14 protein-coding genes are annotated in these 15,501 nt (G+C 62.0%); 6 read left to right on the forward strand and 8 right to left on the reverse strand.

From position 1 onward, the window contains the following. Positions 1-22 precede the first annotated feature (22 nt). Positions 23-463 carry a thiol-disulfide oxidoreductase DCC family protein gene (locus NRB16_RS01620; protein WP_045492498.1) on the forward strand — a complete coding sequence of 147 codons (441 nt, stop codon included), beginning with the start codon at positions 23-25 and terminating at the stop codon, positions 461-463. 244 nt (positions 464-707) lie between these two features. Here NRB16_RS01620 and NRB16_RS01625 read toward each other — a convergent pair whose 3' ends face one another. The 3 genes from NRB16_RS01625 to NRB16_RS01635 form a co-directional block, all read right to left on the reverse strand. Further along, positions 708-1,436 (reverse strand): DUF4198 domain-containing protein, encoded by a 729-nt coding sequence (locus tag NRB16_RS01625; RefSeq protein ID WP_045492495.1) that lies wholly within the window; start codon positions 1,434-1,436, stop codon positions 708-710. A gap of 239 nt (positions 1,437-1,675) precedes the next feature. Next, positions 1,676-2,407 (reverse strand): DUF4198 domain-containing protein, encoded by a 732-nt coding sequence (locus tag NRB16_RS01630; protein WP_045492492.1) that lies wholly within the window; start codon positions 2,405-2,407, stop codon positions 1,676-1,678. Positions 2,408-2,431: 24 nt separating this feature from the next. Beyond that, entirely contained in the window at positions 2,432-4,534 is a 2,103-nt protein-coding gene (locus tag NRB16_RS01635; RefSeq protein ID WP_257105301.1) for a TonB-dependent siderophore receptor, read from the reverse strand. Between the two features lie 197 nt (positions 4,535-4,731). Here NRB16_RS01635 and NRB16_RS01640 point away from each other — a divergent pair, with 197 nt between their 5' ends. The 4 genes from NRB16_RS01640 to yghX all read left to right on the forward strand — a co-directional run bounded on the left by NRB16_RS01640 (position 4,732) and on the right by yghX (position 9,651). Continuing rightward, positions 4,732-5,268, forward strand: a complete 537-nt coding sequence (locus tag NRB16_RS01640; protein ID WP_045492486.1) for a sigma-70 family RNA polymerase sigma factor — start codon at positions 4,732-4,734, stop codon at positions 5,266-5,268. After that, positions 5,258-6,214, forward strand: a complete 957-nt coding sequence (locus NRB16_RS01645; RefSeq protein WP_257105302.1) for a FecR family protein — start codon at positions 5,258-5,260, stop codon at positions 6,212-6,214. The genes NRB16_RS01640 and NRB16_RS01645 overlap by 11 nt, the downstream gene beginning before the upstream one ends. Before the next feature lie 109 nt (positions 6,215-6,323). Next, entirely contained in the window at positions 6,324-8,708 is a 2,385-nt protein-coding gene (locus tag NRB16_RS01650; protein ID WP_257105303.1) for a TonB-dependent receptor, read from the forward strand. Positions 8,709-8,763: 55 nt separating this feature from the next. Then, a complete protein-coding gene (gene yghX, locus NRB16_RS01655; RefSeq protein WP_257105304.1) occupies positions 8,764-9,651 on the forward strand; it encodes a YghX family hydrolase in 888 nt (295 codons plus the stop codon). Between the two features lie 211 nt (positions 9,652-9,862). On the opposite strand, the gene NRB16_RS01660 is transcribed toward yghX, so the two are convergent. The 5 genes from NRB16_RS01660 to NRB16_RS01680 all read right to left on the reverse strand — a co-directional run bounded on the left by NRB16_RS01660 (position 9,863) and on the right by NRB16_RS01680 (position 13,266). Further along, positions 9,863-10,048, reverse strand: a complete 186-nt coding sequence (locus tag NRB16_RS01660) for a DUF1289 domain-containing protein (RefSeq protein ID WP_045492479.1) — start codon at positions 10,046-10,048, stop codon at positions 9,863-9,865. A 1-nt stretch (position 10,049) separates the two neighbouring features. After that, positions 10,050-10,418, reverse strand: coding sequence for a hypothetical protein (locus tag NRB16_RS01665; RefSeq protein ID WP_045492476.1), 369 nt, complete (start codon positions 10,416-10,418; stop codon positions 10,050-10,052). Positions 10,419-10,490: 72 nt separating this feature from the next. Beyond that, entirely contained in the window at positions 10,491-11,417 is a 927-nt protein-coding gene (locus NRB16_RS01670; RefSeq protein WP_045492473.1) for a sugar ABC transporter substrate-binding protein, read from the reverse strand. Between the two features lie 44 nt (positions 11,418-11,461). After that, on the reverse strand, positions 11,462-12,247 hold the full coding sequence (locus NRB16_RS01675; RefSeq protein ID WP_045492470.1) for a TIM barrel protein: 786 nt from the start codon (positions 12,245-12,247) through the stop codon (positions 11,462-11,464). After that, positions 12,244-13,266 (reverse strand): Gfo/Idh/MocA family oxidoreductase, encoded by a 1,023-nt coding sequence (locus tag NRB16_RS01680; RefSeq protein WP_045492467.1) that lies wholly within the window; start codon positions 13,264-13,266, stop codon positions 12,244-12,246. Before NRB16_RS01680 ends, NRB16_RS01675 begins: the two co-directional genes overlap by 4 nt. A 194-nt stretch (positions 13,267-13,460) precedes the next feature. On the opposite strand from NRB16_RS01680, the gene NRB16_RS01685 reads away from it, so the two are divergent. Next, positions 13,461-15,485 carry a sigma-54-dependent Fis family transcriptional regulator gene (locus tag NRB16_RS01685; RefSeq protein ID WP_045492465.1) on the forward strand — a complete coding sequence of 675 codons (2,025 nt, stop codon included), beginning with the start codon at positions 13,461-13,463 and terminating at the stop codon, positions 15,483-15,485. Positions 15,486-15,501: the final 16 nt, after the last annotated feature.

Below are 15,501 nucleotides of genomic sequence, written 5' to 3' on the forward strand. Positions count from 1 at the left end.
TCATCTTGTGAAGGATCTGTCGATGCCCAACGCTCTGCTGCGTCCTGAACCGGCGCCACTCTTGGCGCCAGGAGAAACCGTCGTGCTGTTCGATGGGGTGTGCAAGCTGTGCAACGGTTGGGCGAGGTTTCTGATCCGCCACGATCAGCACCAGCGTGTGCGGCTGGCCACCGTACAATCGCCCGAAGGGCAGGCGCTGTTGGCCTGGGCCGGTTTACCGCTGGATCGTTTTGAAACCATGGCGGTGATTCGCGACCGGCACTGTTGGCTGCGCTCTGATGCGTTTTTCGAGGTTCTACGGCAGTTGCCGGGTGGCTGGCCGCTGCTTGGGGTGTTCAGGTGGCTGCCGGTGCGGCTGCGTGACACCGGTTACGCCTGGATAGCGCGCAACCGTTATCGCTGGTTTGGCAAGTACGACCAGTGCCTGTTGCCGACGGCTGATCATCAAAAGCGGTTTTTGTAGCACGTCAGCCCCCGGTGCTCCGGTTGCTCGCGAAGACAGTGGCCCCGCAGGACGGATGCCGATCAGTTAAGGCGGTATGCTTCACTGCCTTGTTGCTGCCCTGTGGGAGCGAGCTTGCTCGCGAAAGGGCCGGTGAAATCAGCACATTAGCGGTCGGTTTCACGCCACCTTCGTCGGAGTGCCGCCCAGACCAAGGTCGCTCCTGCAAGGATCCCGCGCAGGCGCAATCAATGCGCCCTGGGCATCAATCGTGGTGCTCTTCACCCACAAAAGTCAGCGAGGTGAACAGCGCGCGTTTGCTGTAGTCGGCGTTGCCTTTGACTTCAACGCTGGTCTGGGCCGCTATCACGTTGAGGCCGGCGTTGCGCACCACCACCTGAGCGTTGCCCTGGGCGTCGGTTTCGCCGCTGGTTTCATCCGGCGCGCTGCGGTAGTCCGGGATCAGTTTGATGCCGGCGGCGGGTTTACCGTCAAGCAGCACTTTGACCGGCAGTGGTTTGCCAACGCCGATTTCCAGTGGGTCGGCCTGGGGCACGATGACCAGTTTCAGGGCGTCCAGCGCCGGCAGTTTCACGTGGTCGTTGATCGCCAGGCTGTACTTGCGGGCCTGCACGGCGTCGCTGCCGCCGGGGACTTTGGACAGTGGCTGGTTGACCCACTTGCCATCCTTGCCCTTGGTGTACACCCCCAGGTCCAGTTCAGCTGCCACTGCGGCTGCTTCGCCAGCCGGCTTGAGGCGGGCGTGGTCAGCCTGCGGCTCGATGGTCACGGCAACCGGTTTGCCGGTCTTGTCCCAGGCCCAGCCAGCGGTCACTTGTGCCGGCTTGTAAGCGGTGTCTTCAGCGCCTTCGCCAAAGACCACTTCGATATTGCCACGGCGTTGCTCGGTCCACAGACCGTGGGCGCTGGCCTGGGCTGTGAACAGAGTGCTGCCGATCAGGCTCAGGGCGAGCAGGGAGGGTTTGAGGCGCATGGTCGATCCTTGTCGATCAGGTTGAGAAAGCGGGCAGTGGAGCCATTCGTGGAATGGTGTAACTGAAAATGATTCCCGTTATCTCAGTGATCGCAGCAAGGCACAACAACATCTTGTTACTTGTTTGTAACAGGGTGATTCAAGGCTGTCAGGGCTCTGCGCAGCGCTTGTCACAGGGGAGGGGATAGCAACAGGCAGAAGCTGCCCGGCAGGTTCGCCGGGCAGATAACGCGGGTCAATCAGTCGTGGTGCTCTTTACCCACGAAGGTCAGGGAGGTGAACAGCCCGCGTGCTTCGATATCCGCGTCGCCCTTGACCGGCAAGGTCGCTTCAGCGGCGATGATGTTCAGGCCTTCATTGCGGATGATCACGTTGGCGCGGCCTTCAGCATCGGTTTCAGCGCTGACTGTGTCCGGTTCGCTGCGGTAGTCACCAAACAGCTTGATACCGGCGGCCGGCTTGCCGTCGATCAGCACCTGCACCGGCAGTGGCTTGCCCGGACCAACTTCCAGCGGGTCGGCCTGCGGCACGATGACCATCTTCAGCTTGTCCAGATTCGGCAGTTTGGCGTCATGCTCATAGATCGCCAGGCTGTACTTGAAGGTGTGAATCGAGTCGGTGCCGCCGGGCACTTTGCTACGGCCTTCGTTGATCCATTTCTTGTCCTTGTTGCGCGTCCACATGCCGTTGTCCAGCGCCACGGTCATCACCGCCGCAGGCTTGAGCGGCTTGAGGCGGGCGTGGTCGTCCAGCCGTTCGACGGTCACCGGAATCTGCTTGCCGGCCAGGTCGTACGCCCAGGCCCCGGCGACTTTTTGCGCCTTGAAGGCGTTGTCTTCAGCGCCATGGCCGTAGACCACTTCGATATTGCCGCGGCGTTGTTCGGTCCACAGACCATGGGCACCAGCCTGCCCGGCAAACAGCGCCGCACTGATGACGCTCAAGGCCAGCAGAGAGTGAGTCACGCGCATGATGAATCCTTTTTTTGTTGTTGATCAGAGGTTAAGGGTGAGGCTGACGGTGAAATTACGAGGTTCGCCGGGGGCAATCCAGTAGTTGCTGTAGGAGCGCTCGTAATATTTTTCGTCAAAGATGTTGTTCAGGTTCAGGCCCACAGTGACGTTGTCGGTGGCCTTGTAGTGGGCCAGCAGGTCAACGGTGTGGTAAGCCGGCAGCTCGAACGAAGTGCCCGCTTCACCGGAGCGGTCGCCCACGTAGCTGAAGGCCGCGCCGACATCTGAACCGCGCAGCAGGCCTTCCTGGAACTCATACACCCCCAACAGGCTGCCACTGCGCTTGGCCACCCCGAGAATGCGGCTGCCGGCCGGGATGCTGCGGTCGCCTTTGGTGACCTCGGCATCCACGTACGCGAAGGCGCCGATGACCCGGATCGCGTCGGTGAGCTGGCCGCTCAATTGCAGGTCCAGGCCCTGGCTGCGCGCCTTGCCAATGGCGCGGCTGGTGTCGCTGCCAGGGTCCAGCGCCAGAACGTTTTCCTTCTCGATATGGAACGCTGCCAGGGTGGTGCTCAGGCGTTGGTCGAACAGTTCAGCCTTGATCCCGGCCTCATAACCGACCCCTTCTTCCGGATCGAAGCTCTTGCCCGCCGCATCCAGCCCGTTGTTGGGCTTGAACGAGGTCGATGCGTTGGCGAACAGACCGACTTGCGGGGTCAGCTGGTAGAGCAGGCCGGCGCGCTGAGTGAAGGCGTCATGGCGTTGCTGCTGGGTGGCGTTGCCGGCGTAGTTGTCGATCTGCTGGTCGAAGTGCTCGTAGCGCGCGCCGATCATGCCGCGCAATTTGTCGGTGAAGATGATCTGGTCTTGCAGGTTCAGCGCGCGGCTTTCTACGTGCTCGAAAAAGTCGGTGCCGGAACGCGCGCCCGTCGGTTTGGCCTGGCCGTAGACCGGGTTGTAGATGTCGATCGCGTAAGCGCTGCCGGCGATGGCGGTGACCCGTTCGTTCTTGCGGTAATTCTCGTATTCGGTGCCGATCAGCACTTCATGCTGCAGGGAACCGGTGTCGAAGAAACCGCGCAGTTCCAGTTGGGTAATGCTGTCGTGCCAGTTCATGTCGCGCTCGCGGTAACGGCGGTTGACCGTCCGGCCATCGGCGTTCAGCGCCCGCGATTCACTGGCGAAACCCGACAGTTCACCCTGCTTGTAATGGCTGGCCAGGCGCACCGACCAACTGTCGTTGAGCTTATGGTCCAGCGCGGCCTGGATCATGTTGTTGTCGTTATCGATCTTGTCGTTCGGTTCACCCAGAAAGGTCGAACGCGATACACCGCTCCAGCGGTTGTTGGGCGCAACAATGCCACGGTCGAAGATCGAGTCGTGGCGCACGAACTCGGTCTGCACCAGCAGCGTGGTGTCAGGGTCAAGCTCCCAGCGCAGCGACGGGGCGACGAACACCCGATGGCTCTCGACGTGGTCGCGGAAGCTGTGATTGTCTTCCACCGCCAGGTTGACCCGGCTCAGCAGTTTGCCGTCGGCATCAAGCGGGGTGTTGACGTCCAGCGCGGTGCGGTAGCGATCCCAACTGCCGGCGCTGGCCTGCAGGGTGGTGAAGGCTTGCTGTTGCGGCTGCTTGGTGACCATGTTCACGGTGCCGCCCGGATCGCCACGGCCATACAGGCTGGCCGCAGGCCCCTTGAGCACTTCGATCCGCTCGATGTTGGCGGCGTCCGGGGTGGCGGGGTAGCCGCGGTTGGCGCTGAAGCCATCCTTGTAGAACTCCGAGGTGGTAAAGCCGCGGATGCTGTACTCGTAGAGGGTCAGGCCGCCGAAGTTGTTCTGCTTCGACACACCGCCGGCGTAATCCAGCGCACGCTCCACCTGGGTGGTGCCCAAATCCTTGAGCACGCTGGCCGGCACCACGCTGATCGACTGCGGGATGTCCTTGATCGCCGTGTCAGTCTTGGTCGCCGTGGCTGAGCGCGTGGCGCGATAGCCTTTCACCGCACTGGTCGCGGTTTCGTATTCGTGATCGGCGGTGACCGTCACGCTATCGAGTTCAATGGGGTCTGCGGCGTACAGCGGCGCGCCGAGCACGCCAAAGGCGAAGCCGGCAAAAGAGGCGAGTGTGCGGGAGGACATTGCGAGGGTTCCTGATCGTTATGGATACAATATAACATCTCCGTCAGGAATTATTGCTATTTGTTTTTGCAGTGATCCGCCTATTTCGAACCTGCCCATTATTGCAATTGGCAATGCTTATCGTTTGCCATTAAGCTGGCGCACTTTTCGACAGCGTTCCTATGGCGCCGTGGTGGCTGGGTAAATGGAGCGGATCAATGGCAGATTCGGCAAAGGATCTCGATGCACTGCTCGCCTTGCGTCGTGAGCTGGTCAACTATGCCAATGGCATTACCGGTGACCGCATGCAGGCCGAAGACATCGTGCAGGAAGCTTATGTGCGGCTGATTGCCGGGCAGGGCGAACCCATCGAACAACCCGCAGCCTATGCTTACCGGGTGGTACGTAATCTGGCTCTGGACCTGATCCGCAGCCGCGCCCGCGAGCAGGCGCGGCACGCTTCGCCGCCTGACTGGCTGCTGCCGGCGGTGTTGAGCGACCCGGCCGACACCTGGCAGCACGGCATGGCCCTCGAACGCCTTGCCAGCGTGCTCGACAGCATGCCGGTCGCCAATCGGCGCGCCCTGGAGATGCACCGCTTTGGCGGCTACACCCTGGCGCAGATTGCCGAGCAGCTTGGGGTGTCGGTGACCAGTGCCCATCGTCTGCTGCGCGATGCGCTGGTGCGCCTGACCCGCGCGTTTGTACAGGAGTGTGACGATCAGGCGCTGCACGGAGGCAAACATGAGCGTTGAGCAGCAAACCGATCCGCTGGAGCAGTCTGCCGACTGGCAGATCCGCCTGGCTGAAGAGCCGCAGGCGCATGCCGAGTTCGAGGCCTGGCTGGCCGCTGACGAACGCCATCGGCAGGCCTGGCAACAGATGCAGGCGATGCTGGGCGCGTTGGGCGATGTGCCGGCCCGGGCGGTCGCTCACCCCTCGTTGCGTACTGCCAGACGGCCTGTCACTGGGTCCCGGCGCCGACGGCGCTGGCCCCAGGCGGCGCTGGCCGGTGCCGTGCTGGCCTTGATCATTGCGGTGGCGCCGCAGGCCAGCCTGTCCTGGCGCGCTGACTACCGCACCGCCACTGCGGTCACCCGTGAGGTGCGTTTGAGCGACGGCAGCCGCGTGCTGCTGGCTCCCGACAGCGCCATCAGCCTGTCGGCCGAGTCGCCTCGTCAGGTCACCCTGCTCAAGGGCCAGGCGTACTTCGAGGTGGCGCCTGATCCTGCCCGGCCCTTTGTTGCCAGCGCAGGAGAGATGTCGGTGCGGGTGCTCGGCACGGCGTTTGACCTGAACCTGCAGGGCCAGCGCGGCGAGGTCGCTTTGCAGCATGGTCAGGTGCAGGTCGAAAACGCCCGTAAACAGTCTGCGCTGCAACTCAGTGAGCGCTTGCTGCCGGGTGAGCGGCTACAAGTCGATTGGGCGAGCGGCAAGGTGCAGCGCTCGACACTCGACCCGGCCCGGGTCGCGGCCTGGCGCCAACACATGCTGTATGTCGAAGACCTGAGCGTTGCAGAGGTCGTTGGTCGCATGCAGCGCTATGTGCCCGGCTGGATCGTGGTCGCCGATTCCGCACTGGCCAGTCGACGCATCAGCGGGGTGTTCGATCTGCGCGACCCGGACCGGGCGTTGCAGGCCCTGGCGCGTTCGCTGAACGTGCCGCTGCAGACCGTTACGCCGTGGCTGCGGGTGTTGTGATCTGAGCGCAAAAACAGAAATCTGGAAAAAAATACCGGGCACGGCGTCTTTCTGGTGAATTTGAGAATTTATCTCGGATGCTAACCAGACGTAATCAAGGATTTTTGCCATGCCCGTGCCTCGTGTTCATCTGTTTCGCCCCGCCTCATCCCGCTGGCCGCTGGGCTGGTTGTTGGGCTGTGCGCTACTGGGCACGGCCGCCCAGGTGGTTGCCGAGCAGCGCCAGCGTTATGACCAGCCGGCCCAGTCACTGGCTGGCGCGTTGGGCGCCTTCGGGGCACAAAGTGGCATTCAGGTCAGCTTCGATGCCGAGTTGGCGCGTGATCTGCGGGCCCCGGCGCTCAAGGGCGTGATGAGTGAACAGGATGCGCTGCGCCAGCTGCTGCAAGATAGCGGGCTGGGCTGGAGCCTGACCCCGGAGCGTACGCTGCTGTTGTTCCGCCAGCCGGCTGAGCAGGGGGCGCTGAACCTGGCCCCTTCGACCATTCATGGCAGCGCGCAGGTCGAGACCGCCGCAGGACCGGTGCAGGGCTACCGCGCCACGCGCACCGCCACGGCGAGCAAGACCGATACCGCGCTGCGCGATATTCCTCAGTCAGTGCAGGTGGTGCCACGCCAGGTCATCGAGGATCAACAGCTTGACCGCCTGGGCGATGTGCTGGCCAACGTCAGCAGTGTGCAGCGCGGCAACAGCCATGGCGGCTCGTCGGAGAGCTTCGTGATTCGCGGTTTTCATGCCACCGGTTATGCGGTTGACGGCATGCCGCTCAATCCGTTGGCCTCGCGCCCGGAAGCGCTCAGCGACCTGGCCAATGTCGAGCGGGTCGAAGTTCTCAAGGGGCCGGCCTCGGTGCTGTACGGGCGCGGCAACCCCGGCGGGCTGATCAATCTGGTGACCCGCAAGCCGTCCTTCACTGCGCAGGCCAGCGCCAAGCTCCAGGCCGGCAGTGGTGATTTCTATCGTCTGCAAGCCAGCGCCAGCGGCGCACTGGACCCGGCCGAGACCCTGGCCGGCCGGTTGACTGTCGCGACCCAGACCGACCGCGGCTTTCGCGATACCTTGCGCGACAGCAAACACAGTTACATCGCCCCGGCGCTGCGTTGGCAGCCCAGCGACAGCACTCGGGTCGACACGGGGCTGGAATACATCGACCAGAGCTCACCGTTTGACCGCGGCGCGATTCCCATCAATGGCAAAATCAATCTGCCGGCCGACCGCTATCTGCACGAGCCGTGGGCACGGGACAAGGCCGACAAATTCTCGCTCTGGTACCGCGCCGAGCATGACCTCAATGACTGGCTGAGCTTGCGCCAGATGACCCGCTGGGATGACTCGCACAAGGATCGCTATGTGGTCGACCTGCGCGGCCTGGCCAGTGACGGCCGGACGCTCAACCGGCGCGCCACGGATGGTGAAGAACGCATTCGCACCCTGGACATGCAGTTCGAGGCCATTGCGCGTTTCGCCACCGGCGCCGTGCAACACACGGCGCTGGCCGGGTTCGAGTACATCGATGGTCAGCGCGACACGTCCAGTTATCGGGCTTCGCTGGCATCACTGGATGTGTTCAGCCCGGTCTACGGCGCTACGCCGGGGCGCTTTGCCTTCCAGGAGCGAGTGCGCTACGACCTGCAGTCCTACAGCCTCTACCTGCAAGACCAGATCGAGTTCAACGAGCAATGGAAGCTGCTGCTCGGTGCCCGCTACGATGACACCCGGCAGACCAGTAAGGCGCTGGATGCCGACGACCTCATTACCCGCACCGACGTTGAGCCGGAGCAACTGTCACCGCGTGTCGGGGTGGTCTGGCAACCTGAGCACTGGTTGGCCCTGTATGCCAGCTACAGCACTTCATTCTCTCCACAGACCGCCAAGACCCGCACCGGGCGGGTGCTCGACCCCGAACAAGGCGTGCAATATGAGGTCGGCGCCAAATTCGACATCATTCCCGAGCAGCTCAGCGCGACCCTGGCCGCTTTTGAAATCGTCCGCGAGAACGTTGCCGCCAGCGACCCGAGTGACAGCGAATACGCCGTGCAGACCGGCGAGCAGCGCGTGCGCGGTGTCGAGCTGGACGTCACCGGCAACCCGCTGCCGGGCTGGCAGATTATTGGCAACCTCAGCGCCCTGAACGCCGAAGTCACCCAGGACACGCTGATCAATGAGGGCAACCGCCTGACCGGGGTGCCGACGCTCAGCGGTTCGCTGTGGTCCAGTTACCAGTTGCAAGAGGGCCGTCTGCGCGGCCTGGGTTTTGCTGGCGGAGTGATCTTCGCCGGCCAGCGCGAGGGTGATCTGGACAATAGCTATGATGTGGGCGGCTATGCGCGTTTCGACGCCGGCCTGTTCTATGACCTCAATGAGCACGTACGGCTGTCGCTCAACGGTCGTAACCTGACCGATCGCAAATACATCGAAACGGTGGCCGGAACCGATGGCAATTACTATGGCGAGCCGGCCCATGTGCTGGCCAGCCTGAGCTTGAGTTACTGAGAGGCTGGCCGGACTATGCTTGAATGGCGCTCACCGACCTACAGGATGTACACCGATGCAAAGACTGACCGCCAAAGACTTCGCCCCGCAACTGCTGGAGCTCTACGACTACTACGCCCACGGCCAGATCAACCGCCGCGAGTTTCTCGACCGGGCGGCGAAGTTCACTGCCGGCGGCCTGACCGCCGTCGGCGTACTGGCAGCGCTCAGTCCTGACTATGCGCTGGCCGAGCAGGTGCCGTTCACTGACCCGGACATCGTGGCCGAATACGTGAGCTACCCGTCGCCCAATGGCCACGGTCAGGTACGTGGTTATCTGGTACGTCCGGCCAAGGCCAGCGGCAAACTGCCGGGCGTGGTGGTGGTCCATGAAAACCGCGGCCTGAACCCGTATATCGAAGACGTGGCGCGGCGCGTCGCCAAGGCCGGCTTCATCTCCCTGGCCCCTGATGGCCTGAGCTCTGTGGGCGGTTATCCGGGCAACGACGACAAGGGCCGCGAGCTGCAACAGCAGGTCAACCCGGAAAAACTGCTCAACGATTTCTTTGCCGCCCTGGAATGGTTGATGGCCCATGACGCCACGACCGGCAAGGTCGGCATCACGGGGTTCTGTTATGGCGGTGGGGTCGCCAATGCGGCAGCCGTGGCTTATCCGGAGCTGGGCGCGGCAGTGTCGTTCTACGGTCGCCAGCCCAAGGCCGAAGATGTGCCGCGGATCAAGGCACCAGTGATGATTCATTACGGCGAACTGGACACCCGCATCAACGAGGGCTGGCCGGCCTATGAGCAAGCGTTGCAAGCGGCCGGCACCACCTACCAGACTTACATCTACAAAGGTGCCAACCACGGTTTCCACAACGACTCCACGCCGCGCTACGACGAAGCAGCGGCCAGGCTGGCCTGGGAACGGACGCTGGAGTGGTTCAAGCGTTATCTTGCTTGAAGGCGCGCGGCGGGACCGCCGTGCTATCGCGGGCCAATACGGGTTAAGGCCCACTCGGCCCGGTGGGAGGCAGCTCTGCAGGCGAAGACGGCGGTACATTCTAAGCCAATGTGCCGATTTCACGGGCCTCGTCGCGAGTAGAACTCCCTCCCATCGGGACCGAGCCAGATCCGAAATCGCTTAACTGATCGGTACCACTCTTATCCGGGGATCAGTTACGGCTGCGTTTTTGCAGGTTTTTGAGTTGCTGGCTGGCACGCAGTACGGCGGCCATTTTTTCCGGGCGTTTCATGCGTTTCCAGTTACGGATGTCTTGCCGGGTCCGGCCGCAACTGACGCACAGCTCGCCACTGAGCTGGCATTGGGACGTGCAAGGGTTGTCGATTTCCTTGGCCATTTCAGGCGCGTCTCGAACGACGCGCCAGGCGTTTTTGCCAGTCACCGGCGTGGCTGTGCTGGCAGGCTTGTTCGCTGTCACAGGACACATGCCGTTCAATCTGTTGCAGCCTCACACCGGCTTCACTCAGGGCCATGGCGGTAAAGTCATTCATGCGTTGCATCTGCCCGGCGGCCAATGCGGCCTGGCGGTTGGCTTCGCTGTCGAACACCCAGATGACTTGCAGGCTGTCCGGAAAGTTGGCGTAGTCGACCACATGGGTCAGCCACTGGAAACCGAGCAGTTCGGCCTTGGCGGTTTCGCAGGCTTCGGTCAGGGTCTGGCTCAGCAGGCGTTCAAGGTGCGCTTGTTCGCGCTTGGATATGGACATACGAGGTGGCAGTGTGGAAAAAGGCCGACCAGTGTGTCACGGGACCGGCCTTTTTGCAGAGGTGGACGCGCCTTATTTGGCTTGTTGGGCGAAGTGATCCACCTGTTCCGGCTTGATCAACTGGAAGGGCACCCAGACTTCACTTTCGACCGGCTCGCCTTTGATCAGCTTCACTGCGGCCTGCATTGCCCCTTCCGCCTGGGCTTTCGGATCCTGATACACCGAGGCTGCCAGTTGGCCACGCTTGATAGCGATCAGGCCATCGGGCAACCCGTCGATACCCACCACCGGTATCGATCCCTTGGTCTTGCCCGCCTGTTGCAGTGCCATTGCTGCGCCGATGGCCATCTCATCGTTGTTGGCAACGATGGCGTCGATTTTGGTTCCGGCCAACAGCCAGTTGCTGGTCAGGTCCATACTGCGGCTGCGCTGCCACTCAGCGCTCTGTTGCTCGATGATCTTGATGTCCGGGTAATCCTTGAGCACCTGTTTCACGCCGTTGGTACGACCCAGCGTGGCATTCTGTGCCAGGTCACCCATGATGATCGCCAGATTGCCCTTGCCACCCATTTTCTCGGCCAGAAAGCCCATTTGTAGTTGCCCGGCTTCTTCTTCACGCGACCCTACGGCCACCACCCCCTTGGGTAACTCCGGCTGGTCCGGGCGGCGATTGACGTATACCAGTGGGGTCTTGGCCTGCACCGCCGCCGCGGTGACCCGGGCGACCCCGGCGGTGTCGGCCGGCAGTACAATGACGGCATCGACCTTCTGGGTAAGAAAGTTCTGCACCTGGTTAAGCTGGCGTACCACGTCGCCCTGAGCATCTTCGATCTGGATCTGCACACCGGCCTTGAGGGCGGCGTCATTCAGGCCGTTGCGGATGTAAGTCATGAAGTTGTCGTCCACCCTGGCGATGCTGACCCCGATACGGTATTCGGCCAGTGCCATGGAGCTGAACAGCAAGCCGGCAGTGACTGCGAAAAGCTTGGTAAAGCGCATGGTGAGTATCCTTTTTGTTGTTATCGGAAAACGTGCGCAGGGTTTTACAGGCTGAACGCTTCGCGCAAGCGCTCGATGGCCAGTAGCGGATCGCCCGAGGCCCAGCCTTCCAGGCCGATCACGCCGCGATAGCCCATGGCATCAAGCGAGCGGGCAATGGCCGGGTAGTTGATTTCACCGGTGCCCGGTTCCTGGCGCCCCGGCACATCGGCCACCTGGATCTCGCCAATCGCGCTGCCGGCGCGCTGTACCAGTTCAATCAGGTTACCTTCGCCAATCTGGGCGTGGTACAGGTCGAGGTTGAGTTTCAGGTACGGACTGTCAACCGCCTCGATCAGCGCCAGGGTATCTTCGGCGCGGGCGAAGGGCGTGCCAGGATGATCGACCGCTGTGTTGAGGTTTTCCAGCAGGAATACCTTGCCTGCGTCCTCACCCAGGCGGGCGATTTTCTCCAGGGTTTTGCAGGCGCTCAGCCACATGCGCCCGCTGACCTTCTGCACCGGGCGTACCGGCAGGCCCTTGTCGTCCAGGCCGGTACCGTGCAGGTTGAGACTCGGACAGCCCAGACGTTCGGCTACTGCCAGCGACTGTTGGGCAGTGGCAAGCAGACGGGCAATGCCATCGGTTTCGGTCAGGTTGCCGTCGATGTAACCGGTCATGGAAGTGAAGTCGGCACCGGTGGCGATCAGCGCATCAATGTCTTTGTTCGTCCAGTTCCAGATCTCTACACTCAGGCCCAGCTCATGGATACGTCGCACGCGTTCGATGAAGGGTTGGTCGACAAACAGCATTTCAGCGCTGGCTGCGAGTTTGAATGGGCAGCGGCTCATGAGCGGGTCTCCTCGATGCGGATCGGTCGGCTTTGCAGTACCGAGTCGATACAGGCGCGAGCGATCACCAGTGCGGCGCGGGCATCCTCGCCACTGGCCAGCGGCTGGCTGCGATTGCGCAGGCAATCGGCAAAGTGATTGAGTTCGGCAATGTAGGCATCGCGCAGCAGGTCGGTGTCCATGCGCATGCTGTCGGCACTGATGCCTTCGGCTGTGTAACGGCGCAGGTCCGAGCAGTTGATGTCGCCCATGGTCAGCATACCGGCACTGCCGAATACCTCACCGCGCACGTCGTAACCGTAGACCGCCTGGAAGCTGGCCTCGGCACTGGCCAGGGCGCCGTTGTCGTAACGGATGCTCACCAGCGCGGTGTCCAGCAGACCGCTGGCTTTGTACTGCGGGGCGATCAGCGCATCGGCCATGACATTGACTTCCACGGCACAGGCGCCCGGGTTGAGATAGTTGAGGGTGTCGAAATCGTGGATCAGGGTTTCCAGAAAGATCACCCACTGCGGCGACGCGGCAGGGTTGCTCAGCGCCGGATCCCGGGTCAGTGAGCGCAGCAGTTGCGGGGTGCCGATGTGGCCTGCCAGAACTTCTTTATGGGCCTGACGAAAGCTCTTGGAAAACCGCCGGTTGAAGCCCACCTGCAAGACCACGCCGGCTTGCCTGGCTGCCTCGATGGCGCGGTCGGCTTCGTCGAGAGTGATGGCCATCGGTTTCTCGCAGAAGATGCCCTTGCCGGCGCGAGCGGCGCTGACGACCAGTTCGGCGTGGCTGCGCGCCGGCGAGGCGATCAGTACACCATCAATGTCCGGGTCGAGAATCAGTTGCTGTGGGTCGGTATAGACCCTGTCTACTCCCAATTCAACGGCCAGCCGGGCTGCCTGGCCGGGGGTTGGGTCGGCGATGGCTGCCAAGGTGGCACCGGGAATATGCCGGGCTGCTGTCAGGCCATGGAAGCTGCCCATGCGGCCAGCACCAATCAGGCCGAGGCGAAGAGTCTTGCTTGAGGTCATCGATAAAACTCCTTGTTGTTTTTCTGGGCCGGTTGTCGAACGACAGTCCGTGACAGCAAGAGAGCAACGCCTGTGCCAATTTTTAACTTATTGAAAATAAAGGCTTTATTTCGAATTATGAAGGCAAATATGTCTAATTTAATGACATGTCTATAATGGCATGTCATAAAAATAGACATTCGTAGAGGTGGCCGATGCGTGATTTTGCTGACCGGGTTGAGCCTTTGGCGCAACTGCTTGCCCCTCAGGATCTGGATTATCTGACCGCCTTGAATCCAGGCGATCTGAGTGACGGGCCCATACCGGCGTTGCAAGCGGCCTGGCAAGCCTGTCAGGCGGGCATTTCGTCGCCTCCTGAGCAGGTGAGGGCGCTGATCTGGGCCTCTTGGCAACGCAGTCTGGCAAGCGGTATCGACCCGCATGACAGTGCCTATCGGTTTGTCAGTTCACAGATGTTGGCGGCCACTTTGCACGAGCACCGCGAATTGATTCACACCGCGGCTCAGGTAATGCAGGGGTTGTTGGCGTACAACCCGCGGGGGCATATCAACCTTACCGATTCCCATGGCACCACCCTGCATTTCTGTGGCCTGGACATCACACCGATCGGGAGCCGTTTGCTGGAGTCGGTGCAGGGCACCAATTGCACGGGCCTGGCTTTGCGTGAAGATCGTCTGGTATACGTGCTGGCCGAAGAAAACTTCGCCAGTGGTCTACGTGCGCGGCGCATGCATTGCGCGGCAGCGCCGATTCGCGACAGTGAAGGCCGCACCCGGGCTATTTTGACCCTTACTGCCGAGCCGGGCTGGTTTCATTTACACACCCTGGGCACGGTGCAGGCGGCCGCCGAAGCTGTTTCACGGCAGATGGCCTTGCAAGCACTGCTCAGTGAACAGCGCGCCGTGCTGGAAGTGCTCAACGAGGGGCTGGTGGTGCTTGATTCACAAGGCCGGATCAAGACGTTGAACCGCTATGCGCGGCAATTGTTCAACGCAGATGAAACCTCGCTCGGCGCGCCGCTGCGCCAGTTGGCCCACAGTGAACCCGCTCAGGAGGTGCTGCTGCGTGACGGTGACGGCTTGCGCGACCTCGATTGCAGTTTCCAGTTGGCCGATGGCAGCGCCCTGGCCTGCCTGGTGTCGGTCTGCCCGTTGGCCCAAGGCGGCTGGATTCTATCGTTGCGCGAGAACCTGCGCATTCGTGAGATCACCCGCCGCGTGATTGGTGCCCGTGCCAAGTATACCTTCGACAACATACAGGGCCGGTCGCGGGCGCTACAGGACGCCCTGCGCCTTGCACGGATTGCCAGTCGCAGCGACTCCACCACCTTGATTATCGGCGAAAGCGGTACAGGCAAAGAGCTGTTCGCCCAGGCTATCCACAATGCCAGTGCCCGTAGCGGCGGTCCTTTCGTGGCAGTGAACTGCGGCGCAATTCCCCGTGAACTGGTGCAGAGTGAGTTGTTCGGGCATGTCGAAGGTGCCTTTACCGGCGCCACACGGGGCGGTTCTGCGGGCAAATTCGAGCTGGCCGACGGCGGCACGATCTTTCTCGATGAAATCGGCGACATGGCCTTTGATGCTCAGGTCAGCTTGCTGCGGGTGTTGCAAGAAGGCGAGGTGACGCGGGTCGGGGCCAAGAAATCCCAACGTGTGGATGTGCGTATTATCGCTGCCACGCATCGAAACCTTAGCCAGGCGGTGGCGCAGGGAGCGTTCCGGGAAGACCTTTACTACCGGCTCGACGTGCTAAATCTGAGCGTGCCGCCGTTACGACTGCGCCGTGATGATATTGCTCTGCTGGCCCGGCATTTTCTGGTCAGGGTGGCGCGGTCACTGCGCAAGGATGTCCGCGACCTCTCGGCAGATACCTTGCGTCTGCTGGAAGCTTATGGCTGGCCGGGGAATGTGCGCGAACTGGAAAATACCCTGGAGCGGGCCACCAACCTGGCGACCACGACGCAGATCGAGGTCGAAGATTTGCCGATCGAACTGCAGCAAGGCCCTGCCATTGGGGGTGGTCGCGTCGAAGCCCGTCCTGCTGCCAGAAGCGCCGGGTCGCTGGACCTACAGAGCCGGCAGGCCGCAGCGATCATCGAGGTGCTACAGGCTACGGGCGGTAACATGCGATTGGCAGCGCAGCAACTGGGGGTATCACGGGGCGGGTTGTATAACAAAATGCATCGGCTGGGGCTTGAAGTGGACAGCTTTAGAGTCTGAACTCGCGACCGGCCAG

It is taken from the genome of Pseudomonas sp. LJDD11, from assembly GCF_024584215.1.
GTDB lineage: Bacteria > Pseudomonadota > Gammaproteobacteria > Pseudomonadales > Pseudomonadaceae > Aquipseudomonas.